The 24,458-nt window shown below is 39.8% G+C and carries 17 protein-coding genes, 1 pseudogene and 1 CRISPR repeat array (1 of these 19 cut by a window edge); of the genes and pseudogenes, 12 read left to right on the forward strand and 6 right to left on the reverse strand.

What is annotated here, in order from left to right:
• Window positions 1-227 precede the first annotated feature (227 nt).
• Window positions 228-1,442 carry a DUF790 family protein gene (locus tag NG743_RS22175; RefSeq protein WP_257120908.1) on the reverse strand — a complete coding sequence of 405 codons (1,215 nt, stop codon included), beginning with the start codon at window positions 1,440-1,442 and terminating at the stop codon, window positions 228-230.
• Window positions 1,372-2,928 carry a DEAD/DEAH box helicase gene (locus tag NG743_RS22180; RefSeq protein ID WP_257120909.1) on the reverse strand — a complete coding sequence of 519 codons (1,557 nt, stop codon included), beginning with the start codon at window positions 2,926-2,928 and terminating at the stop codon, window positions 1,372-1,374. The genes NG743_RS22175 and NG743_RS22180 overlap by 71 nt, the downstream gene beginning before the upstream one ends.
• A gap of 243 nt (window positions 2,929-3,171) precedes the next feature.
• Here NG743_RS22180 and NG743_RS22185 point away from each other — a divergent pair, with 243 nt between their 5' ends.
• Both NG743_RS22185 and NG743_RS22190 read left to right on the forward strand, forming a co-directional pair.
• On the forward strand, window positions 3,172-3,309 hold the full coding sequence (locus NG743_RS22185; protein WP_160170611.1) for a hypothetical protein: 138 nt from the start codon (window positions 3,172-3,174) through the stop codon (window positions 3,307-3,309).
• A gap of 266 nt (window positions 3,310-3,575) precedes the next feature.
• On the forward strand, window positions 3,576-5,441 hold the full coding sequence (locus NG743_RS22190) for a tetratricopeptide repeat protein (RefSeq protein ID WP_027401779.1): 1,866 nt from the start codon (window positions 3,576-3,578) through the stop codon (window positions 5,439-5,441).
• Window positions 5,442-5,585: 144 nt separating this feature from the next.
• Here NG743_RS22190 and NG743_RS22195 read toward each other — a convergent pair whose 3' ends face one another.
• Entirely contained in the window at window positions 5,586-6,182 is a 597-nt protein-coding gene (locus tag NG743_RS22195) for an Npun_F5749 family FMN-dependent PPOX-type flavoprotein (RefSeq protein WP_257120910.1), read from the reverse strand.
• Window positions 6,183-6,374: 192 nt separating this feature from the next.
• Between NG743_RS22195 and NG743_RS22200 the strand changes: the two genes are divergently transcribed.
• The 4 genes and pseudogenes from NG743_RS22200 to NG743_RS22215 all read left to right on the forward strand — a co-directional run.
• Window positions 6,375-6,764, forward strand: a complete 390-nt coding sequence (locus NG743_RS22200) for a hypothetical protein (protein ID WP_027401777.1) — start codon at window positions 6,375-6,377, stop codon at window positions 6,762-6,764.
• Window positions 6,765-6,780: 16 nt separating this feature from the next.
• Window positions 6,781-7,137: an immunity protein CdiI family protein gene (locus NG743_RS22205; protein ID WP_027401776.1), complete on the forward strand. Its 357-nt coding sequence runs from the start codon at window positions 6,781-6,783 to the stop codon at window positions 7,135-7,137.
• Between the two features lie 257 nt (window positions 7,138-7,394).
• Entirely contained in the window at window positions 7,395-9,812 is a 2,418-nt protein-coding gene (locus NG743_RS22210; protein ID WP_035082126.1) for an LAGLIDADG family homing endonuclease, read from the forward strand.
• Window positions 9,813-10,121: 309 nt separating this feature from the next.
• A pseudogene (locus tag NG743_RS22215) lies at window positions 10,122-12,347 on the forward strand (LAGLIDADG family homing endonuclease); the annotation flags it as partial.
• An 882-nt stretch (window positions 12,348-13,229) separates the two neighbouring features.
• Here the strand turns inward: NG743_RS22215 and NG743_RS22220 are convergent.
• Window positions 13,230-14,060, reverse strand: a complete 831-nt coding sequence (locus NG743_RS22220; protein ID WP_027401775.1) for a DUF3598 family protein — start codon at window positions 14,058-14,060, stop codon at window positions 13,230-13,232.
• Window positions 14,061-14,378: 318 nt separating this feature from the next.
• Here NG743_RS22220 and NG743_RS22225 point away from each other — a divergent pair, with 318 nt between their 5' ends.
• The 5 genes from NG743_RS22225 (at window position 14,379) to NG743_RS22245 (ending at window position 21,480) form a co-directional block, all read left to right on the forward strand.
• Window positions 14,379-14,597, forward strand: a complete 219-nt coding sequence (locus tag NG743_RS22225; protein ID WP_027401774.1) for a ssl0294 family protein — start codon at window positions 14,379-14,381, stop codon at window positions 14,595-14,597.
• A gap of 224 nt (window positions 14,598-14,821) precedes the next feature.
• Window positions 14,822-14,989, forward strand: a complete 168-nt coding sequence (locus tag NG743_RS22230) for a hypothetical protein (RefSeq protein ID WP_193964806.1) — start codon at window positions 14,822-14,824, stop codon at window positions 14,987-14,989.
• A 2,361-nt stretch (window positions 14,990-17,350) separates the two neighbouring features.
• A complete protein-coding gene (locus NG743_RS22235) occupies window positions 17,351-17,968 on the forward strand; it encodes a hypothetical protein (RefSeq protein WP_027401773.1) in 618 nt (205 codons plus the stop codon).
• A gap of 159 nt (window positions 17,969-18,127) precedes the next feature.
• Window positions 18,128-18,268, forward strand: a complete 141-nt coding sequence (locus NG743_RS22240) for a hypothetical protein (protein WP_027401772.1) — start codon at window positions 18,128-18,130, stop codon at window positions 18,266-18,268.
• 344 nt (window positions 18,269-18,612) lie between these two features.
• Complete coding sequence (locus NG743_RS22245; protein ID WP_257120911.1) at window positions 18,613-21,480, forward strand: glycerol-3-phosphate acyltransferase; 2,868 nt, start codon at window positions 18,613-18,615, stop codon at window positions 21,478-21,480.
• Between the two features lie 348 nt (window positions 21,481-21,828).
• Here NG743_RS22245 and NG743_RS22250 read toward each other — a convergent pair whose 3' ends face one another.
• Entirely contained in the window at window positions 21,829-22,563 is a 735-nt protein-coding gene (locus tag NG743_RS22250) for a class I SAM-dependent methyltransferase (RefSeq protein ID WP_027401770.1), read from the reverse strand.
• A 263-nt stretch (window positions 22,564-22,826) separates the two neighbouring features.
• On the opposite strand from NG743_RS22250, the gene NG743_RS22255 reads away from it, so the two are divergent.
• Window positions 22,827-23,009 (forward strand): hypothetical protein, encoded by a 183-nt coding sequence (locus tag NG743_RS22255; protein WP_257120912.1) that lies wholly within the window; start codon window positions 22,827-22,829, stop codon window positions 23,007-23,009.
• 39 nt (window positions 23,010-23,048) lie between these two features.
• Here NG743_RS22255 and NG743_RS22260 read toward each other — a convergent pair whose 3' ends face one another.
• Window positions 23,049-23,411, reverse strand: a complete 363-nt coding sequence (locus NG743_RS22260; protein WP_027401768.1) for a hypothetical protein — start codon at window positions 23,409-23,411, stop codon at window positions 23,049-23,051.
• A 228-nt stretch (window positions 23,412-23,639) separates the two neighbouring features.
• Window positions 23,640-24,458: direct repeats of the CRISPR family, unit length 37 nt; unit sequence GTTTCAATCCCTAATAGGGAGTAAATGAAATTGCAAT; it runs 3,554 nt beyond the window's last position.

Below are 24,458 nucleotides of genomic sequence, written 5' to 3' on the forward strand. Positions count from 1 at the left end.
ATAAACGCAGATAGGAACGGATGAATTAATGGATTTGATGATTATATATAATGGACTTCTCCGGTAAAGATTGTAGAGACGTTCCATGGAACGTCTCTACAAGGGGTTCAAACGACGCACATTTAATTTTCGGAGATGTCTATTGTATTGCCTTTTCCCAATTACCAATTACCAATTACCCATTACCAGCCTCAACAGATATGATAAGTGTTCAACCGGACATGATATCACTCCATAACTGCTAATACGGATTTTGGTAAGAGTTTTTCTTTGAACCAAATTATTCTGGCGGGTACGTTATCTAGTTTGATTCCGGCTTTTTCTAGGTTCAATCTTTCGGAAATTGCTAAAATTAAGTTATCACAATTAGCCTTTCTAACTTGAGCAAATTTCTTTTGTAAATATTCTGGTCGCCAATAACCAACAATTTCTAATATAAATACTCTTCCGTCTGGATGAACTAGCCGAAAATCGGGAATCATCACACTACCAGGAATGGGAATTAAATCTACTTCTCGTTCTAATATCCAACCACTTTTTAAGGCATCCCATTTACTGGCAAATGATTCCTCTAACATACTATCATAGGGTTTGCCGGGAGGATAGTGGGAAACTAAGCCACATTCTGAATTGAGGGTGAAACGTCCGGTTTTCCATTCGTTTGTGTAAAAATCACGGGTTTTTAAGGTCGCTGATAAACTCCATTTGGTAACATGAAGTAAGGCGGGAATTAGTTTGGCTATGGCTAAACCGTAGCGGGTGCTGGAAGTAAATAAACTTGTCGGTCCATCTACACTAATTGTGAAACCATGATCAGCATCACCTTCAATATAAGCCATTAATTGAAATAGCTTTAAATAACGAAATAAGAGTTTATATTCTCCGGGAACATTGCGATGAGCATTTAATACTAATTGACTAGCTTTATAGAAAATTCCCTGGACTTGAGATAAATTATAACGATGTAAAACTTCTTCTGGTTTAGGAGTATCAAAAGCGGTTAATATTTTATTTTCCGATAAATCAGCATAAAGTCCATTTTTGATTTGAGCAGCTAAAACTTCTTGATTAAGTTCTTGAGTTAAATCATCAGCAATTTTATTTAAAATCATATCAGTTGATTCTTGACTAGCAACGGATTTTGCTGCTAATGCAAATACTTTTGCTCTTAACATGGGTGGTTCGAGGGGACTAACTATTTCAAAGGTGCAAAAACCACTTTTGAGAATATAAGCTAAACCTCGTTTCATCCGGTAATCTGTGGTATCTCCTTCAAAGTCTGCTAATTGACGTTCTAGTAATCCTTGAGTTTTCCCGACTGCTTCCTGAAAGAACTTAATTAATTCAGTCGCTAAACTCAAATGTTTTTGATCAAGTTTCAGTCTTTTTGGGATAATTTCTTCGCCGTTTTGGCGGTGTATCAGTAGGTCCGTTGGTAACATCTTTCTTTTCTGGGGAATAATTAATTTCTAATTGTTCTGCTGCTTTTAAATCGCTTTTCTTTCCAGTTCCATAAATAACTTGTAAATTTGCTTTTTGCGGCTTTTCTTCCTGATTGTTATTTTCCCCTCTCCGTCTGGCGGAAGTTCCTTCTTCGCTGGTGTCTTCGGCGATAACTTCATAGAGAATTGCTTGTTTATTTGCTAAATTTCCTTTGCGTAATATTCTCCCTAAACGTTGAATGTATTCCCTGGTTGAACCTGTTCCTGATAAGATAATGGCAATGCTGGCTGCGGGGACATCAACACCTTCATTTAAAACATTGGAAGCAACTAAGGTATTATATTCACCTTCCTTAAATTTCGTTAAAATTTCATGTCTTTCTTTGACTGGAGTTTGATGAGTAATTGCGGGAATTAATAAGTTTTGAGAAATGTGGTAAACTGTGGCATTATCAGCGGTAAAAATTAAAATTCTTTCGGGATAATGGGTAGCTAATAGGTCTACAAGTACCCGGATTTTCCCATCTGTTCCCAATGCGATTTCTTTGGCTTGACGATGTGATAACATTGCTCTGCGTCCAGCCTGAGAACGCGCACTCATTTGCACAAACATCTGCCAACCTTGCAAACTTCCTAAAGATATTTTTGATTGCTTTAAAAAATCATTGCGAGTTTGAATTAACTGATTATATTTTTCTCGTTCTAATTGGGATAATTTAACCTTAATTTGCACAATTTCATGAGCAGCTAAAGCCTTTCCGGCTAAATCTTCAGCGCATTTGCGATAAACTTCTTTACCAATGAGGATATCTAAATCAGCGTGTTTTCCATCTGTGCGTTCTGGGGTTGCGGACAGTCCTAACCGATAGGGTGCGATCGCATATTCGGCAATGACTCTGTTAAAATCTGTAGGTAAATGGTGACATTCATCAAAAATTATTAACGCATATTTATTACCCAAACTTTCTGCATGAATAGCCGCACTATCATAGGTAGCAACTAAAATCGCGGTTCTATCCCGTGAACCACCCCCCAGTAAACCCACTTCTGCATCCGGAAAAGCCGCTACTAAATGAGCATACCACTGGTGCATTAAATCCAACGTGGGGACGACAATTAATGTCGTGCGTGGTGTGGCTTGCATCGCCATTTGCGCTAAATAAGTCTTTCCCGCCGCCGTAGGTAACACAACTACTCCCTGTCGTCCTAACCGTTTCCAAGCCGCTAATGCCTCATTTTGGTGGGGATAGGGTGTCATTTCTAAACTAGCAACCAAATCCAAGGGGTAAAAAGCCTTGGCTTCATCAATAAAATCTGTGCCTTCAGCTTGGAGTGCTTCCACTAAGGAACGGTATCTAATTGCGGGAATTCGGAATTTTTCTACCCTATCATCCCAGGTTGCATAGTCTATCCATGTTTTACTTCGTGGTGGTGGGTGTAAAATTAATGTACCACGATCAAAAGTTAATGTCGGGTGACGAGCCATTTATTTTTTCTTAGTCCGGTGACACTGATTTAACTACTCATAACGCAAAATGAGCATGATGACTAATATCAATGTCGGTTCTTCGGTACTTGTTATACTAATTAGCCGAAATTCATAGTATAGAAAAAATTAAGACCATCGGTGATGTTTATATAGCGGTTATCGCCCTTGATGCAATACAATCTAGGGCGCAGACCCTGCGCCCCTACAGGCTTTACAATTAGCTGACTGTATCTCGCTCAAGTGCATACTGCTCGCTATATGGCTGTCGCTGGTTTATCTAATTATCGCAGTGATCATGCCCTAGCCTATATGATCCAAAATTTACCAGATTTTGTCAATGTGCGCGATCGCTGTTGTAATTTAGATTCCAAATTGTGATTATTTTAGATTCTAAGTAGTGAGACAGAATTAATTACACAATGTTATTACGTAAGCGTTGCATGGCATTAGCCATATGAAACGAAGTGAAATGAAGCAATCGCCAGGGTTGTGATTGCTTCCCTTCGCTCGCAATGACTGTAAATATTTTTGTCCAATTACTTATCGTTCAGTCATCAAACGGGAATTGAATCACAGTCAATCCTCAATCTCTCAACCTGCAACAGCTACAATGAGAATTGTTGTGATGTTCTCTATTAGCTAAAGTGTCAGACCCTTTACCATTGCGCGAGCATTATCTCGCTTTAATTAACGATATTATCGAAACCACTCTCAAGGGTAAAATTAGCTCTGTAGAGCAGGTTTATCAAATGTTGCTCAAAGGTATCACTTCCGGGACTGGGGAGGTGTTTGAATTAGTTTTGAGCGATCGCCTCAATACGATCCAATCTCAGGTAGACTCGGAAACCGATGAACTGAAAAAAGCCAAAGCTACCCGGAGTTTACGCGCAGCTAAAACCATCCAAACTCAATGGCAACGCTGGCAAGAACAAAATAAAGCCACTGAAGTGATATCCCTATCTATGCGGGAAATTACCACAGCTACCGCAGATGAGCGATTAACAGCTTTATTGCGAGCTACTGATCCTAATTTGAAGTATCCCTTAAATTTATCTCAACTTCAACAGTTAGCCAAATCTTTACAACAATTTGCCGGTGCTAATCAAGATTTTCAGCAAATTGCTGACGGGATTAATCGTGGTGTCACCTCTTGGCAAAAAATTCAAGCAAATTTACTAAATTGGATGTATGAACCCAAAAGTTCTCTAGGATTTGGTGGTATACCTGGAGAAAATAGTCCTTGGGCAAGTTGGGCTAAAGTAGTTAATAGTGAAGTTCCCCAAGCATTTTTTGAGATTCTCGCAAAAGAACAATCAGCCATAGAATTTGCTCAACAACAACAGCAAATTAGTTTGAGTAACTGGGTAGAATTAACAATAGTTTTACAGCTTTTGCAAAGAGGGTTAATTAATTGGTTTGATTCCTACGGAGCGCTTCGCTATCAACAAGCTTATGATATTAAAGCAGGTCCTAAATTATCTATTTCCACATTTTTAACCTTTGCCGTAATTTGGAGTCAATTAGCTAGTGGTTTTCAAAATCAAGCCATAATATATAGCAATGGTGCATCCCAAATCATGCTGCAAATTTTGCGAACCTTTGCCCAACGTCCTTATTTCCCTCTCTACGGTGGGATTTTTGCCTCATTTTCTGGTAGTTATTTACGGGATGCTTTAGATTATTTAGATGCCCCCTTGCGTTCAGCCGAAGGTACTCAGGAAAAAGCTCGGATTTTGACATTATTGGGGTATTCTCAGCGCGGTTTAGGCAGATATGATCGCTCTCTTAATTTTCATCAACAAGCCGTAGAAATAGCTAGAACTGCCGGAGATAAAACCTGTGAAATTGCCAATCTCAATCACCTAAGTCGGACTTATGTACAACAAGAAAATTATGGTGAAGCCATTAATTATAGTCAACGGGCATTAATTTTTAGTAGACAAACAGGAGACAAAACTGGAGAAGCTAATGCTTTGGTAAATCTAGGTTATAGCGAAGTTATGCAAGCCAAGCAAACAGAAATTAGTGAACCTGAAGTTTATGAATCTGCTATTAACTATCTAGAACAAGGTTTAAAATTAGCAGAAAAATTAAACGATTTACAAAGTCAAGCTTTATGTTTTAGTAGTCTAGGAATTGCTTATTTAGTTACTGCACAATATCCACAGGCAATTAAATATTTAGAAAATGCCTTTAAAATTGCCCAAATTTCTGGCGATTTGTATTTACAAGGCAGAAATTTAGCATATTTAGCTGAAGCTAATTATCTTATGGCTAATTATGAGAAAGCAGTTTACTCTGGTAGTTTGGGAATGTATCTTCTAGAGCAAATTGCCTCTGATGAATGGCGACAACCTGCTGCTTTATTGACAATTATTAGAGGGCAAATTACCACAGACAAATTTCAATTATTACTGCAACAAAATCGCCCGAATATGATTGCTATTATTGGCGTTGATGGATATGATTACATTCCTAGTTTATTAGTGAAATATCAAGAGGATATTTAATTTGATGTTAATAAAATTGTAGATTGGGTTAAGCGAAAGTGCAACCCAACAAAAAAAATTAATCAATGAACTTTCGTTTCTCGATAGGCTTGGCAAAAACAATCAGTCCTAAGAATTTCTTAAAGGTTTCCCAGCAGGATTTTTTTAAGGGTTTATTGCTTCTGTCAACCATTCTTGTTGTTCATGGCGATGATAAATCCATCTATTCTGTGGTTCACCCCGCAATTGTAAATGATCTACTTTTACTGGTTCAAGTAATAATAAACAAAAATTTTCTAATGGTTGAATATTGTCTGGTGCTGGTGGTGCAAAAGCTTCTGATGTTTGTACTCTCATGTCACCCGGAATAGGCCAAGCAAATTGTAACCTAGCTGCATCACTTAATTCTTGCCACATTTTAATTCTCGCAGATTGTAAATGTGGGTGAGAATCAGCACTTACTAATATTAATTCTCCAGTAATCCGAAATTGTTCTCTGGTGTTGGGAAAATACCAGCAAACTTCCGCTGCGGGTTGTTTTGATATTTGTTCAGCTTTTTCACTACGAATATCGGTAATAAATTTTAGCTGATTGGTATCTTCTAGAAAGCCGCGAAAGACGACGGTACGATTAGCAGGAAAGCCATTTTCCCGCACTGTTGCCAGTTGTACGTAACGGGCATAAACGAGGCTACGATTTTGATGTAGGGCGCGGGTAATCAGACTTCGCCAAGGTGTAAGATGCTTTTTAAATATAGTCATAATTTACACATTACAAGACATAGCGCAAAGTGGTCAATTGCAAAAAACAGCCAAATTGGCAAATGAATCATATTTAACTATGAGATATTAAATCGGTAGATAGCGCAAAGTAGTAAATCCGTAACGCTAAATTGGCAGTTCTTTGCGTCTTTGCGCCTTTGCGTGAGACTACCCCCAATTTAAGGAGAAAAAATGGATAGTGCTGAAAAATCAGCCTTAATATCGGAACTTGTCAAACTTGGCATTAAGCATACCTCTGAAAAAATAGTTAAGATTGCTAAACAAGCTGATGGCAAAATCGTATTTTTAGAAGAGGGAAAACCTGGTAAAAGAGGAAGTGGACTATTACACATTTTGGAGAAACATCAAGAAGACTTTGCCAAACGGGGAATTTCTGAAGATGAAATTGCCGATGTTGTTATGGCTGCTGTAATCAGTGGAATATTTCTTGGTTATCAAGGAACAGTAGAACCTCGAAGAGAAATCTATGAAGTAAATTTTAATGGAAAAAAGCAGTATATAGCAGTGACAGTAGGCGATAATGGTTATATAGTTGGAGCTAATCCAGCCTCATTACCATAATTCCACCGTAGTAGCTATGGCAATAAAAATTAAACTAATGGCTGATTATGGGTGCGACCCTTTATGGTGGGCAGATGCTGATAAAGTTGGTAACATTGACCCAGCAAAACTGCCCCTCAGCCAAGAAACCATTAACCATTTGAGAAAATGGGCAATTGCTTATAATGCCACATTAAATTGGCAAGATCCTGGTAATTCACCAGATTTGAGTCCAGAAGCAGCAGCAGCTTTTGAACAAGAAGGGATTAGTTTGTGGAAACAACTGCAAAAAGAACTTGCACCTAATTATGAAGTTATCTATTTCAGTGAGCAATTACGTCAAGTTGTAAATAATATAAGTGAATTGGCATCTTTACTGGCTGTCTCTGCTTGATGAATAGTCAACGCAAAAATTACACAAACAGCACTATTACACAGATAGCCCATTCTACGAAAACTGACAGGTAAAACTTTGAGATTCTAATACCCTGATAATGCACTGTCAGGGTATTATACTTAACCTAAAAACAAAAATATAGTTATAATTGACACAGACTAAGCTATAGCGCAAAGTGGTAAATTTTTCAATCTTTAATCCTCAATCTACTTGGCGTATAGTCGTAGTTTATCCATAAGCAATCATACTTTATCATGGTTCGAGAACTTGAACGTCAACGTCAGGGTGCAGCTTTTCCAGAATCTGCTCCAGCAGCCAATCCAGTGTTTTTTAGAACCTACAGCCGTCGGACAGAGGCAGGGTTAAGAGAAACATGGGACCAGGTGTGCGATCGCACTTTACGCGGTTTAGTAGAACTGGGAAAACTCACCCGTGAAGAAGCTGCCATTTTAGACAAGATGCAGCGAAACATGAAATCCCTCCCCAGTGGGCGCTGGATGTGGGTTGGTGGCACAGATTGGTTAACCAAAGCCAAAAACTTTTCCGGTGCTTATAACTGCACCTCTACTAACCTTGTAGACTGGAGTGCTTTTGGGTTGATGATGGATCTAGCCATGATGGGCTGCGGTACGGGTGCTATCATCGAACCACAATATATTAATCAACTTCCCCCTATCCGTAATCGCCTCAATATCACCATTAAAGGTGAAATTGGCAGCACACCCCCAGCACAGCGGCGTGAATTTACACAAACCCATATAGAAGCTAACACCGCTACTATCCACGTCGGAGACAGTCGGGAAGGTTGGGTAAAATCCTATCAAACCCTGTTAGAACTTTCTACGGATGAACGTTTTACAGGTGACGTTCAGGTGATTGTTGATATTAGCGATGTCCGCCAATCTGGGGAAACCCTCAAAGGTTTTGGCGGTATGGCTAACCCTGTGAAGTTGCCCGGATTGTATCAGCGTTGCGCCTCTATTCTCAATAAGGCAATAGGCAGACAATTAAATTCTGTCGAATGCTGCTTATTAATTGATGAAGCTGCTGTCACAATAGTTGCTGGCAATATTCGGCGCTGTCTTCCTGAAGATGCCTTAGTTCATACAGAATCAGGCTTAGTTCCCATTGCTAAGGTGCGTGTAGGCGATCGCGTTCTCACCAGCAAGGGTTTTTATCCTGTTACTAACTTCTTTATTCAAGGTGAACAATCTCTCTGCCGAATTCAAACTCAAGATGGTAGCTTTGAATGTACAGCCGATCACAAAGTTGCCGTTTTCACGGATGTGTACGGCAATTATAAAATGGTTAAAGCTCAGGATTTGCAATCAGGCGATCGCTTGATATTCGTGCCACAGACTATACCCGGTACACCCACTGAACTGCCTGAGTTTCGGGGTAAAGTCGAAGGTAAAACCAAGAAAATTACTGTTCCTGCATTAACTCCTGATGTTGCTTACTTCATCGGCTATTTGCATGGTGATGGTTCAGTTAGTTCTGATGGATCAAGAGTTAGATTTCGAGTTCATGAAGATAGCCCCAATATTTTGGAACGTTTAATTGCTGTTGGGAGCGACTTTGGTTTAGAAACTCACACACTGCGGACTCCCGAACAGTGCCGAACCAAAGCCTACGAGCTACAATTTAACTCATCAGCCTTAAATCAATATCTCAAGTCATTCAAACAAGCATTCCAGCCATTAAATATTCCTGATTGCATTCTGTTGGCTAAAGCCGACATTCGTAAAGCTTACTTAGCTGGTCTTGCTGACGCTGATGGGTGTCATTCTCAAGGAGTTTTAGTAGCTTCAGTTCACCAGCGATTTTTACAGCAAATTCAAGCACTTTACGCATCCCTGGGAATTACAACCCGGATGTGTAGTTCAATTCGCAAGCGAACGGGCAAATGGGAAGGCGAACTAGTAACAGTTGGTGCAGCAGCATATCAATCTGTTGAAAACTGCTTTGAAAAATATTCCCTTCAGTTTTCTAGCCAGAAACGTCAGACTCCCAAATCATTTAAAGACCACGGCTTCCCGAAAGCTATGGTTCGCCCTATTATTAACACCACTCAATATCACTGGGGTGCTATTCATCAACAAATGATACTCCCCACCCTGAAAAAATATATTCCTGAAGCTACTGATTTAGTACCAGTCAAGGTTTTAGGTGTAGAGCTAAATGTACGCTCTGCACCTACTTATGATATTGAAGTTGCGACTGTTCACGAATTTGTCTGCGAAGGCATTTTAGTTTCTAACAGTGCCGGGATGAGACAATTCGTTTCTGAAGATGAACAAGGCGCAACTGCCAAAGATAACTTATGGCAACAAGACGCAGAAGGCAACTGGCGGATAGATCCAGAGCGTGATTCTTTGCGAATGGCGAACCATAGCCGAGTCTTTCACCACAAACCAACCTTAGAAGAATCTATTGCAGCAGTTCAAAAGCAGTATTATAGTGGTGAAGGAGCAATTCAATGGGCTGGTGAAGCAGTTGCTAGAGCTAATGCTGATTTATTAAATACACCAGAAATCAAAAAAGACTTTTTGCAAGCTTACGACCAAGGAAAAGCCAGAGAATGGATACAAGAATACTATCCTGAAGTTGGTACTGATGAAGTAGAACATCGTTTGGGTAGATATGGATTAAACCCGTGTGGTATTTTATAATACTTGCCTCACGTATAAAAATCAGGCAAAATCGGTGAAAGCTGAGAACAAAGTCGTCTTTTATATAAATTTGTAAGTTTTCTCCAAACTTATATGACAAGATTACTTGCTAATACCGAGGTAACTGGATACCACCAGCACCGTAGAGCGTAGGGGATGAGCGACAAGGAAGCGATAACTCCCCCAAGAGTGCCTGACGCTACAAAGCGAAAATGTACGCCGAGCTTGATTGAATTAAGTTGTCACAAGTTGTAACAACCCCGAAAATCAAGAACTAGAGGATAAAAAGCCTCTAGGGTAACAAAACTGGAGATTATTGGTGCTGACTTCCACTGTAATTTGGCTGAGGTACACTTAAACCAACTCGACCCCGACAACTATAAAGAACAAGAAGAGGCATTTACCGCTGGTGCGCTTTCCGTAGTCGCCCTGTTAAATCACCAATTCCTTGAACCCCGCTATCAATACAGCCGGGAACTTGATCCCATTGTCGGTGTATCCTTCACCGGATTATTTGATTTCTTTGTTCATGCTTTTGGGACAGATTGGTTACGGTGGTGGGAAGCAGGAAGACCCGAAACTCCTGAAGGACTGATTTTTAAACGTGGTGAACAAAAATATCTCAACTTCTGGAAAGATGTCGTTCATAAAGTAGTGTGGGAATATTGCGATCGCCATCAAATCAAACGCCCCAATCGTTGTACCACAGTCCAGCCCGCTGGTTGTTTAGACCGCACAGCATTACGGATATTTGATCAAGGTTTGCTTTACGCTGATGAAATTATAGATGCGGGAAGTGGTGAAACAGAAGGATTAGACCTAAGTGTTCGTGAAGGTATAGCAGCAGATAAAGCGATCGCCAATCAGCCTCTAAACCTAGTCCGAATCACCTTAAATAATGGTCGAGTCTTACGCATGACTCCTAACCATCGTCTCAACGTAGATAATGCTTGGGTACGTGCTGACCAACTAACCATCGGAATGGAAATCACCTATTCTCTTGGAGAATACAGCAAACAAGAAGATGCTCTACTTTTGAGTATTAACCCTCACCAATACACTCGTGATTACCGTCAAGAAACAGAAGGACATAGCCGAGGTATCTTAACCAAAGATATTGTTACTCCTACCACCCTTAACCCGGAAATTGGCTACTTTTTGGGTTGCTTGTTTGGAGACGGTGCTTTCAGTGAAAACAAATATCGGATTCGTTTTGCCTTTAATGCTCAAGAATTTGATCTAGTAGAACGACTACAAACCATTTCCTCCAAGTGGTTTGGACTAACTGGAACTGTTAGTTACGATCCTCGCAATGACAACTCACGAGGAGAACTGACTTTTGCTTGCAAACAACTGTTTGATTGGCTGAAACTCAATCAACTAGACAAATCTCATAGTATTGATCTTGACAGGATTCCCCAAGCAATCCGTCGTTCATCACGAGAAACAATCCTGTCATTTTTCTGTGGTCTCATTGATACAGATGGCTGTGTCCGTGAGAAAGGATCATTATCAATTGACTCCGCTAGTGAAGCATTCATCCGCAACTTACAACAAGTGGGTGAAGCCGTCGGACTCTGCTTCTCAATTTTCCATAACACCCAGGGAGAGAACCTACAGAAAACTAAAAATATGTGGGGTTTGTCTTTAAGCCGAATACTATCTCAACCAGAATCACTGACTTATCTCAATACCCATAGTCGTAAGTGTGGTTTACGTCCTTTATTTGCACCAAAACGTCAATTTGCCTTTAGTCCCTATCGAGTGGCTGCTATCGAATTTGAAACCATACCTGATTACAGCTATGACTTTGCAGTGGCAGGTGTAAATGATGACGATTCTTGGTACTGGCAAGGAGCGCTGAAATCTCACAATACCAAATCCCTCTTAACCGGAGCATCACCCGGTTGGCATCCCCCCAAAGCCCAAAGATTCATCCGGCGCATTACCTTCCGTAAAAATGACCCCGTAGCCCTAGCTTGTATAGACTATGGTTACAACGTCATCCCCTCCCAATCGGACAAAGACGAAAACGGCAACCTCCTCAATGATCCTTTTGATCCTCGGTGTACAGAATGGTTAGTCGAAATCCCCGTCGCTGTATCTTGGGCTGATTTACCCGGCGCTGATGAAATAGAAGTTTCCCAGTTTTCCGTCTTAGCGCAACTGGATTTTGTCATGCAAGTCCAAAGTCATTACGTCACCCATAACACCTCAGCAACCCTAGAACTCCGTTCCGAGGAAGTTGAACTATTAGGAACACGCATCTATGAAGCCATTCAAAATGATGAAGGATATATTTCTGCTGCCTTATTAGCCCGATTTGATGACTTGCAATCCTTCCCCCGTCTCCCCTTTGAACCTGTAGACAAAGCTACTTATGAAAGCCTATCTAAAGAAGTCAAAGCCCGACGGAAAACAGATGATTTCTGTGGAGTCCTAAGTCGTTACGATTTAGGAGAATTATCAGAAGCAGGCCCTAGTGGTTGTGACTCAGATAAATGTATGTTCCCAGAACAGCCACCTACATCATAAAATCCATTTGAGTAACCCCATTTCTCAAAGCCCCTTCCCCGCACCCCCGCAACGGGGGGGAGAAAAGAATAAACTTTTGATATTGGAGGGGGTTGGGGGTGGGGTTCTTAGCTGCTCATAGGTGTCAACTTAAGCTCAAATCCCTACCACATCTCGTTCCTAGTCTCTGACTAGGAATGCAGTTGATGAGGCTCTGCCTCTAATATCATTGAAGGCAGAGCCTTCTAGAATTCATTCCCAGTCAGAGACTGGGAATGAGACGACAGCCACCTACATCATAAAATCCATTTGAGTAACCCCATTTCTCAAAGCCCCTTCCCCGCACCCCCGCAACGGGGGGGAGAAAAGAATAAACTTTTGATATTGGAGGGGGTTGGGGGTGGGGTTCTTAGCTGCTCATAGGTGTCAACTTAAGCTCAAATCCCTACCACATCTCGTTCCTAGTCTCTGACTAGGAATGCAGTTGATGAGGCTCTGCCTCTAATATCATTGAATTGAAGGCAGAGCCTTCTAGAATTCATTCCCAGTCAGAGACTGGGAATGAGACGACAGCCACCTACATCATAAAATCCATTTGAGTAACCCCATTTCTCAAAGCCCCCTCCCCGCACCCCCCGCAACGGGGGGAAGAAAAGAATAAACTTTTGATATTGGAGGGGGTTGGTGGTAGGGTTCTTAGCTGCTCATAGGTGTCAACTTAAGCTCAAATCCCTACCACATCTCGTTCCTAGTCTCTGACTAGGAATGCAGTTGATGAGGCTCTGCCTCTAATAAGTAATGGGACAGAATTAATTACACAATTGATTTTTCTGTTCCCTGTTCCCTGTTCCCTGTTCCCTTGCCCCAACGACAATTTTTAACGCCCACCTACTTATATATATTCTAGATTTTAGATTCAATCACATGAGTTGAGCTAATCCATTCCCCTTTGTCGCTATAGCTGCGAATTAAACGCTGACGTTCATTCTCTCTAACCAACCAACCAGCTTCCACAAAAAAAGGTTTTCTCAGTTGTAGTTGTAACGGCACATTACTAGAAGTTCCATCAGGTAATAACAAAATCTGTCGAGGAATTCCTTCCATCTCAGAAATGATTTTATTACCTTCTATTCTGGCTTTTGCAGTAATAATTTGAGATTGGAAAGATAACTTTTGTTCTAAATATCCATCACCGATTTCTTTAATTTCTAAATAAGTAGTATAAGTTGCCGATGGTCTCAAGTCTGAATAAACTGTATGAGCTTTACCTTGCCAATTACCAATTAACTGTTCTACAGTCAGTTGCGGACGTTCATAAGCATCTGTAAAACTGCGAAATTCCCGAATCAGAGTTAAATTAATAAAGTTGCCTTGTTGATCATACAATTGTACCAAACGCGATCGCCGGTCATCATCAACAAAACCGTATTCTGCTCCAAATTCTGAAAAAGGTGCTAACTGCAATGTTCCTTTAGAAAAAGCTCCTGTAGCAAAAAAGATATTCTGTCTTCCTAAAGAACGATATTCCTGTTGATAATCCTGAATAGGAGGACTATCATAATCATGAGAATCAAAACGACGTAATCTAAAAATCACAGCTTGATTATTATCATCAGCTTCCAAATTTAAAATACTAGCAGTAGAATCTAATATCTCACCATTGGGAGAGATTTTAGTAAATGAACCACGCCATTCTCCTAAATTTTTGAGAAAGTTTTCCCAGTTGCTTGTCATAATTTAATTCTTAATTTATATGGGTGTGCCAGTTGCCTAAGTCCTGAGCCAATGATAAATATCATACAGCCAAATATTATCCAATCAGTTGTTAAGTAATTGGACAAAAATATTTACAGTCATTGCGAGGGAAGGGAAGCAATCACAACCCTGGCGATTGCTTGATTTCACTTCCTTCCATATGGCTAACGCCACGCAACGCTTACGCAATGACATTGTGTAATCAATTCTGTCTCACTACTTAGTTGCTTCTTAGCCGCCATCTGTTAAGATTAATCAAGAATTAATAATTTTTAAAACCAATACTTGGAGAGTCTAATGTTTATTACTGAATTGTCGCCCCTATTTCGAGAACTAGCCCAACATCCAGTTTCATTTTTAGGTGGGTTCGTTTCTGGTGTCCTCCGACTCAACCTCACCGAAGATCCCGTCAAAAGTTGGTTAAATAAAAAAGGTTGTGGAAATAGCTCTAGCAACCTGAGTACAGAAGTACAAAACGGCAAAGCCAATGGACCGCAACAAATCACAATTGACTAAATCACTCAAGTTATTAGTTATCTAAAGTTTAGGCTGTAAATAGGTACTAGGGAATGGGTAATTACTCGCTATTCCCTATTACCTATTCCCTATTAAGTAGGTGAACACAATAAAACCAATCTGTGTAAAGAAAAGTAAAATCGCCCAAACCCTCTTCACTCTTGCCTCTTGCCTTGCTATAACGACAATTTTCAACGCCAACCTACTTACCATCTTTTTTGGAGATGTCTATTAATCTGCAACTGGCTGAAGGACAGATATATAAAGAAATAATTAAGAGTCCTATTATCTATCGCGGTGATCATTCTAAAGTCAGAGCTAAGGATCACAATGGAATCAAAGTGATTCTGGAAAAATTGTCAGATTGGTTCATCCGCAAGTCTGGTATTTAGGCAATAACGAGCTATATTCTGTGTGTAGTCAAGCTGCACGGTAAACAACCATGTTCGCCATTGTGTCAGCTAATATTGCCGTCTGTAAGTGCGACTAGTAGTCTGTCAACCCGAAAATGACGGGTGAAGGCAAGCAGGGGGAGAAGAGAGGCACCGGGGGCAGGGGAAGGAAGAACAGAAGTTTTTTCCGATCATTACCCGTCAAAATAAATTTGACGAACTACTAGCCAAAGTTACCAAAAACTTGTTGAGTAGGGATATTGCCAGAGACTTGTTTTGATGATAGGGTGAGTTTAGTTTATATTTTTAAGAAAAAAACCCCAGAGGTGTTAGCCAGCTAGGGGAAGTTAGTTATCAGGGTGCATCTACTTGTTAACTGTTCTAAGTTTCTATGTGATGCTCCGGAAAGAAAATGGGTACAGGGCAATAATTGTGTGGTGCTAATCACAAACAAGAAAAAACCCCCAGAGGTGTTAGCCAGCTAGGGGAAGTTAGTTATCAGGGTGCATCTACTTGTTAACTGTTCTAGGTTTCTATGTGATGCTCCGGAAAAAAAATGGGTACAGGGCAATAATTGTGTGGTGCTAATCACAAACAAGAAAAAACCCCCAGAGGTGTTAGCCAGCTAGGGGAAGTTAGTTATCAGGGTGCATCTACTTGTTAACTGTTCTAAGTTTCTATGTGATGCTCCGGAAAGAAAATGGGTACAGGGCAATAATTGTGTGGTGCTAATCACAAACAAGAAAAAACCCCCAGAGGTGTTAGCCAGCTAGGGGAAGTTAGTTATCAGGGTGCATCTACTTGTTAACTGTTCTAGGTTTCTATGTGATGCTCCGGAAAAAAAATGGGTACAGGGCAATAATTGTGTGGTGCTAATCACAAACAAGAAAAAACCCCCAGAGGTGTTAGCCAGCTAGGGGAAGTTAGTTATCAGGGTGCATCTACTTGTTAACTGTTCTAGGTTTCCATGTGATGCTCCGGAAAGAAAATGGGTGCAGGGCAATAATTGTGTGGTGCTAATCACAAACAAGAAAAAACCCCCAGAGGTGTTAGCCAGCTAGGGGAAGTTAGTTATCAGGGTGCATCTACTTGTTAACTGTTCTAGGTTTCCATGTGATGCTCCGGAAAGAAAATGGGTGCAGGGCAATAATTGTGTGGTGCTAATCACAAACAAGAAAAAACCCCCAGAGGTGTTAGCCAGCTAGGGGAAGTTAGTTATCAGGGTGCATCTACTTGTTAACTGTTCATTGTTTTTAACTTATGCTCCGGAAAAAATTACCCAAAAATTGCTGTTTGTCACATACCGAAAAAATTCCTGTGGCTGGTGGTTGGGTAGGGGAGTTGGTTGTTGGGATTTTATCTACTTAATAGTTTATCTACAAATGCTTAGAAACGTTCTTGTCACCCAGGAGCGTTTTTATTTCCCAAAATGAAGAAAGAAAACCCCTAGTGAATTTTGTTCAACTAGGGGGATTGAAGATCAAGGTGCATCTACCAATAAACAGTTCTTTACGGGGATCAAGCAATCCGGATAAAGTGAGGCATCCCAATAGGTATAAAACCTTTATCATTGGTGTCAACTTAGGCTCAAATCCATACCACGTCTCGTTCCTAGTCTCTGACTAGGAATGCAGTTGATGAGGCTCTGCCTCTAATAAGTAATGGGACAGAATTAGTTACACAATGTCATTGCAAATGGAACGAAGTGAAATGAAGCAATCGCCAGGGTTGTGATTGCTTCCCTTCCCTCGCAATGACTGTAAATATTTTTGTCCAATTACTTATCATTGAAGGCAGAGCCTTCTAGAATTCATTCCCAGTCAGAGACTGGGAATGAGATGAAATATTTTTTACCCCACCCTAACCCTCCCCGATGCTAAGGGGAGGGAACTGGATTTTTATTGTTACCCCCCTTTATAAGAGGAAAGGGGGGTAACAATGTGATGAAAATTACGGGATACGACTTTTCAAACATCCTCTTAGAGGTATGTTAGAGGAAGTGGTAGAGCCGAAAATTTTTGAACTTGTTTAGTAAACTTTAGCTATTAGCCTGGAACTTCAGTGCTAGATGGGTCTGTCAGCCAAACTATTTACGCCGCAGTGTACTAGCGATCGCAATTTTAGCTAAAAATCTTATATTCATTATACCCTTAATTAAGAAAATAATTAAATAAACGTTACAATCTATGTAGTTTATGAAAAAAATAAGTAGTGAGACAGAATTAATTACACAATGTCATTGCAAATGGAACGAAGTGAAATGAAGCAATCGCCAGGGTTGTGATTGCTTCCCTTCCCTCGCAATGACTGTAAATATTTTTGTCCAATTACTTAGCAATAGTTGAGAGGAATAATACTTTTATGAAAGCTAATTTAATATCTAATTCTGCGTCTGATTTTATCAATTCCTTGTCCTGTGCTGCGACTGCGTACCGAGCCGGAAATCAATTACCATCGGCGGAAATAATGGTGAATGCGTTGCTGGAGGCGGAAAAAACCGCCAAGCTACAAAAGTTAAATTATCCTTTTGAATCCCTTAATGGTAAATGGCGACTTTGTTTTGCTACTGGTACTAAAAAAGTCAGAAATCGTGGGGGAATTATTTTAGGTAAGGGTTGGTATATGCCAAGATTTACGAAAATTCATATTTGCTTGAATCCATTGGAAACAGAGGCTTTAGGCACAGGAGAAATTGCGAATCAAATCAAACTAGGAGGAATATTATTTAAATTAACTGGACCAATAAAATATTTAGGAAAAAAGAATTTATTGGCGTTTGATTTCATCAAAATGCAGATTAGTTTATTTGATTGGATGTTTGTTAATAAAAATATTTCTACAAATAAAGATGAAATTAAAGATTTTAACGAGCAACCCATAGCTAAACTTGCTTTTTTTGCTTTCTTTCTGGTTACTGAAGATATGATTGCTGCTCGTGGACGCGGAGGTGGTTTAGCTCTTTGGATTAGAGAAAATTAAATTATTTTTGCACAATATTAAGCAGTGGAGAAGTCCCATTTTCCCTCTTGTTACCAATCTTAAAAAAAATCGTAATAAGAATTTAACACTATCTGGCAGTAGAAAGACTAAAATCAAGACGGACAGATTAGCCCTGTAATAAAGGAGCATTATAAAACAATGTCCGATTTAAATCGCGGAATCATGAAATTTGAAGGTGCAGATTCACCTAAACTGATTACAATCTCCACTGTGGTACTTTTAGGATCAATTGCTGGGCTGATTATTTGGGCGCTTACTGCCGCTTATGCACTAGGCTAAATTCCTTAAATAACATTTGGGACACTAGTAAGACTACCATTGTTTTCTAGTGTCCTTATATTTAAGAGGAGTCAGGAGGTAGGGGCGCAGGGCCTGCGCCCAATCAGCAGTCAGGAGGTAGGGGCGCAAGTCCTACGCCCAATCAGCAGTCAGGAGGTAGGGGCGCAGGGCCTACGCCCAATCAGCAGTCAGGAGCAAGAAAGAAAAACAAAGAAGAAAGAATTATTTTGAATCTGAACCCTGACTCCTGCCGTACAAGGGTTTTATCTTTATTATGTGATTCATGTTTGTTAACAACAAACTTGGAAGATGTCATCAAATTTTAATTTTTAGATTAGAGAATCATGATTAATCTTTTCGGTATCGTCATTATTTTAATTGTTTGTCCACTGTTAGGAGCAATACCACTAATTTCCTGGATTACTTATGCCTTGAGTGGTAAGCAGTTAGCCAAGGTGGGTACAGGAAATATTAGTGTGGCAGCCGCTTTTTATCATGGTGGTAAGTTAGCAGGAAGTATCTGCGTGGTTTCTGAAGCCCTCAAGGGTGTTGGGGTTGTGACAATTGCCCAATATTATTTTCCTTCCCAACCAGTTTGGGAACTTATTTCTTTAATTGCTTTGGTTGTCGGTAGATATGTGGCTACTAAAGGCGCAGGAATAACTAACGTTTCCTGGGGGTTGTTGGCACATGATCCGATGGTAACTGCTTTTGTGAGTTTGCTGGCGGCGATGGGGTTTTTAATTACTCGTTCTAAGGAAACTATTAAGTTGGGGGTATTAGTGATATTTCCCCTGTTTGTGGGTATTATCCATTCCCAAGATATACTAAGGATTATCGCTGCTGCAACTTTGTCGGGGCTAATTTACTGGATTTATAGCCAAATTCCTGATGATATGAATCTCCCTGTTGAGGAGGCGGCGCTAGAATCTCAACCAATGATGGAATATTTAAATAATCAAGACAGGATTATTACTTTAGATGATGATTTAGATGGGGAAGTGGTGGGAGCTAAAGCTGCGACACTATCGCAAATTAAACGTTGGGGCTATACAGTTCCTAAAGGTTGGGTACTGCCTGCTGGTGAAGATCCTACTGTTTTAATTGATTTTCTGCAACCATCGCCACTTTCGCCCTTGGTAGTGCGTTCCTCGGCGATTGGCGAAGATTCCCAACAAGCTTCGGCGGCAGGACAGTATGAAACGATTTTAAATGTGATCAGTAAGGTAGAATTGCGACAAGCGATCGCTCAAGTTAAAGCCTCCTATGATCATCCCAGTGCCGTCGAATATCGCCATCGCAGTAGTTCAGAAGATCGGGCAATGGGGGTACTCATTCAACAACAAGTCCAAAGTGTATTTTCTGGGGTAGCTTTTAGCCGAGATCCCATTTCTCAACAGGGTGAGGCGGTGGTTATTGAAGCGGTGTCTGGTAGTCCTACGCAAATTGTATCTGGGAAGGTAACACCGGAACAATATCGGGTGGTGATTGCGGATAATGAAAAATTATCTTGTCTGCAATTTGAAGGTCATGGCAAAGTTCCTGAAGCATTAATTAAACAGGTTGCATACTTAGCTCGGCGGTTAGAAAAACGTTATTTGGGCATTCCCCAAGATATTGAATGGAGTTATGATGGTCAAAATCTCTGGGTATTGCAGACAAGACCTATTACTACGCTTTTACCGTTATGGACAAGAAAAATCGCGGCTGAGGTAATTCCGGGAGTTATTCATCCCTTAACTTGGTCTATTAATTCACCTTTAACCTGTGGTGTGTGGGGGGAAATTTTTACTATAGTGTTAGGCGATCGCGCTAACCGGTTGGATTTTGCCACAACAGCTACACTGCACTACTCTAGAGCCTATTTTAATGCTTCCTTATTAGGAGAAATCTTTCTGGAAATGGGATTACCTCCAGAAAGTTTGGAATTTCTGACTAGAGGTGCAAGCATCAGTAAACCTGCTCTAGATTCTACTTTGGCTAATTTACCAGGACTGACAAAGTTACTCAAGCGAGAAATTGATTTAGAAAAAGATTTTAAATTGGACTATCGCCAAGTTTTTATTCCGGGGTTAACCCAATTATCAAACGTTGTCATTGAGGAATTATCACTAGATCAATTATTAGGCAGAATAGATTTAATTCTCGACTTACTCCACCGGGGTACTTATTACAGCATTTTAGCCCCCTTAAGTGCAGCCATCCGTCAAGCGGTTTTGGGGGCAAAAGCCGAAGAAATTGATAATAGCGTCACCCCAGAGGTAGCATCATTAAGAGCTATGCGGTTGCTGGCGGCGGATGCTAGGCAAATCTTAATCGCCGGTAACTATGAACTTAAACCAGAACAAGTATTTGCACAATTAGCAGAAACAGCCGCAGGGTCGAGAATTTTAGCGGAATTTAACGAATTGATTGAGGATTATGGCTATTTGAGCGAAGTTGGTACAGATATTTCCGTCCCCACTTGGCGAGAAAATCCCCAAATAGTGAAACAGTTATTTATCCAGTTGCTACAAGCACCGGAAGCACCAAATTTAGATGATTCCCGTTCAGAACAGACAAATTTAGTACAAAGACGAGTTGATCTTAAAGGTAGGGTGACAGAAGTTTATTCCCGATTGTTAGCGGAATTACGTTGGACATTTTTGGCGCTAGAACAGATGTGGCTTCAGTCTGGGGTATTAACTCAAGAGGGAGATATTTTCTTTCTCAAGTTAGAGGAAATTCGTCATTTAGGGATTAATCCAGATGTAGCTTTTAAGAATCATATCTGGGAATTAATCGCAAACAGGCGATCGCAATTTATCCAAGATAGCCAAATTCTCCAAATTCCCCCCGTAGTTTACGGTTATAACCCCCCTCATCCCATTAAGCCCGTAATTGATTCCTCTGACAACATTTTATTAGGTATTCCCGCCAGTCAAGGACGAATTCAAGGACGGGTAAAAGTATTACGAACCTTACAAGAAGCCCATAATATTGATAAAAACACCATCCTTGTTGTCCCTTACACAGATTCCGGTTGGGCCCCTATCCTTGTCCAAGCTGGAGGCTTAATTGCCGAAGCAGGTGGTAAACTTTCTCACGGAGCAATTATCGCCCGTGAATATGGTATTCCCGCTGTTATGGACGTACGTGGTGCGACATACCTACTTCAAGACGGTCAACAAGTCCAAATTGATGGCTATAAAGGGACGGTGGAAATACTCTAGAGGCAAGAATCATCTAGAACTTAAAAAAGCACTAATGGGGAGTAAGTGAAATTGCAATTTCGTAGGGGTTTACGGCGTAAACCCTCATGCGTAGTTTCAATCCCTAATAGGGAGTAAATGAAATTGCAATATGATGAAGTTGTTCTATTTTGTAGGAAATATCAAGTTTCAATCCCTAAGAGGTTGTTTGAAAACTTTTTCGTGTGGGATCTGACACCCGCAGATCCCCCTAAATCCCCCTCGACCTAACTGTACCCCCTATGGATCTGATCCTATCTTATTCCTAGCTTCATCGTCGCCCCGTTAGACGCAAACATGGATATTAAAACGATGGTGGATTTTGTAGATTTACTTAAAACATTCAATACCAATTATTGGCACAGAATCAAGGAAATCTTGCCAAAATTCTTGCCCAAATTCTTTTATTCCATCAGGTGAGACTATTGGTGATTGCCAGCGAACCTCTTTAAAACCGACACTCTGAAATGCCCATTCATGAGTGGGAATGCTGAGGTAATAGTTATCAAAGGTGAATTTATGATTATTAATAAATGTATATTTTATGGGCGTACCTTCGATTAGTGGTGAATCTATACTTTTAATAAATCCATATTTTTCAGTTTTCAGATATGATATAGGTGATTGGGAGGGATTGTTGTTAATACTAACAAAACGACCACCAGGTTTAAGATTGGCAAATATACTTTCACACATTTTGAGTAATTCTTCTGGACTTCGGGCATAATTTAGGAGATAGGAAGCAACTACCAAATCAAAGCTGCCTATTTCACCGAGTTCAAGTACATCACCAAGAATATATTCAATATTTTGAAATTTTCTAGTTTCTTCTTCTCTTGCCAATTCAATCATTTTTTGGGAAATATCTACCCCTACAACCTTTGCTGCACCTTGATCTTTGAATTTTCTGGAATAAAATCCTTCTCCACAAGCCAGATCCAGAATTGATTTTTCTGCCAAATTGCCAAGCATATTAAAATATGTATATGCTTCTATATGTAAACGAATTGGCAATTCTTTGGATTCTTTATACTCTTTGGCTATGGAGTCATAGTTACTAGCCATTTTTATATCCTGCTAGTTAAAGAACTTGGGTCTTGAATTCAAAGTTAATCTATCAAATTCTCAAATGAGTTTTTTGACAAATCCTTCTCAATCCTAAAAACTCAGCCCTGGTAAAGCGTCGAGTTTATTTGCAAATAATTCTGGTCGAAACGGATGATTGCAGGTCGCTACAGCTATGGATGTTGTTACAAAATTTCTCAATCTATTTTGAAATTAAAAACTTTGAATTTATGATAAGTAGGTTGGTATTGAAAATTGTCGTTATGGCAAGGCAAAAGGCACTCATGCAAGAGGCAAGAGTCAAGATGGTTTCGGCGATTTTACATTTCTTTACACAGTTTGGTTTTATTGTGTTCACCTACTTAACTCTAAAATTTAATGATTCCTACGAAGTGCCTTGCAATAGTGAACTATTTGCAGCAGCACTTTGCGATCGCAATTTTTAAGAGAAAACCGAAGAAATCGTTATACTTCAAGAGATAAAATTAAATACTACCTTTGTAAAGAATTGGAGTATCAGTAGTAACAGTTATACCATTTCCTTCCTGACGAAAACTTGCTGTTTTTGTGGGATCTACTTTTACTAATACAGGTTCAAATCCGGTCTTTGATGTGTTATATATAATGTATTCTCCATCATAAGTGCCTTCTGTATTAGGTTGTAAAGTTTGCACTTGTGCTGGTACATTTGCCCCTAAATTATAAAAACGCCTTGTACCTCCTGAATCATTTCTAATTGTAAACCCTCCAACAATACTAGAAGACTCTTCAGCAGTTAATTCTATAAGTAGTGTGTCTTTTTGCAGACTAATATTTGCGGTTTTGTCAACTGGATTTGAGATAATCATAATGAACCTCATTAATCAGTGCTAAATGATTCAATATTGCTATATTGGTCAGACCAATGCTTGAGTCTAGGGTCATAAATTGAATTATGTCTTTAGATCAATACTATTGCCAATTTTCCAAAATATGTCTGAAACCCAATAAAATCGTGACGATATCAATAAAGTTTCAGGGCTTTGGCAATAGTGCAATTCATGGGGGCTGGTGTGATGGAATTTTACGCCTGTAGCGTTTCAATCCTTAATAGGGAGTAAGTGAAATTGCAATTATAAAAGTTTTTGATTTCCTCTAACCTAGTACCCTTAAAGTTTCAATCCCTAATAGGGAGTAAATGAAATTGCAATTCGTTCCCGTAAACATCATTAGCTGTATAGGCTGTGTTTCAATCCCTAATAGGGAGTAAATGAAATTGCAATTCCGTTCTCGCTGCCCTTTGTCATGATCTTTGCTTTGTTTCAATCCCTAATAGGGAGTAAATGAAATTGCAATGTTAGTTGAATGGGGTAAACGCCGAACTATTAATGTTTCAATCCCTAATAGGGAGTAAATGAAATTGCAATTTTAATGGTTTCTTTAATGTCAAGCTCAAAGTTAGTGTTTCAATCCCTAATAAGGAGTAAATGAAATTGCAATACCTTAACACTTACGGCAATGGGGATAACGTTAACGCTGTTTCAATCCCTAATAGGGAGTAAATGAAATTGCAATTTGTTGATTAATTGCCTAAGTTTGTCGGAAATAGTTTCAATCCCTAATAGGGAGTAAATGAAATTGCAATTTCACGCGAGTTAGAAAAAATGGCTATTCAATTGTTTCAATCCCTAATAGGGAGTAAATGAAATTGCAATTTGATGTTAAGGGGTTGGACGCTTTTTTTATTTCTGTTTCAATCCCTAATAGGGAGTAAATGAAATTGCAATAGTCTTTGGGATTGTGTTCATACTGCGAGGAAGGTTTCAATCCCTAATAGGGAGTAAATGAAATTGCAATTCCCTACATTAAAGTTCCCATCTTGGTCTGTAGCTGAGTTTCAATCCCTAATAGGGAGT

The sequence above is a fragment of the Dolichospermum heterosporum TAC447 genome, from assembly GCF_024584745.1.
Lineage (GTDB): Bacteria > Cyanobacteriota > Cyanobacteriia > Cyanobacteriales > Nostocaceae > Dolichospermum > Dolichospermum heterosporum.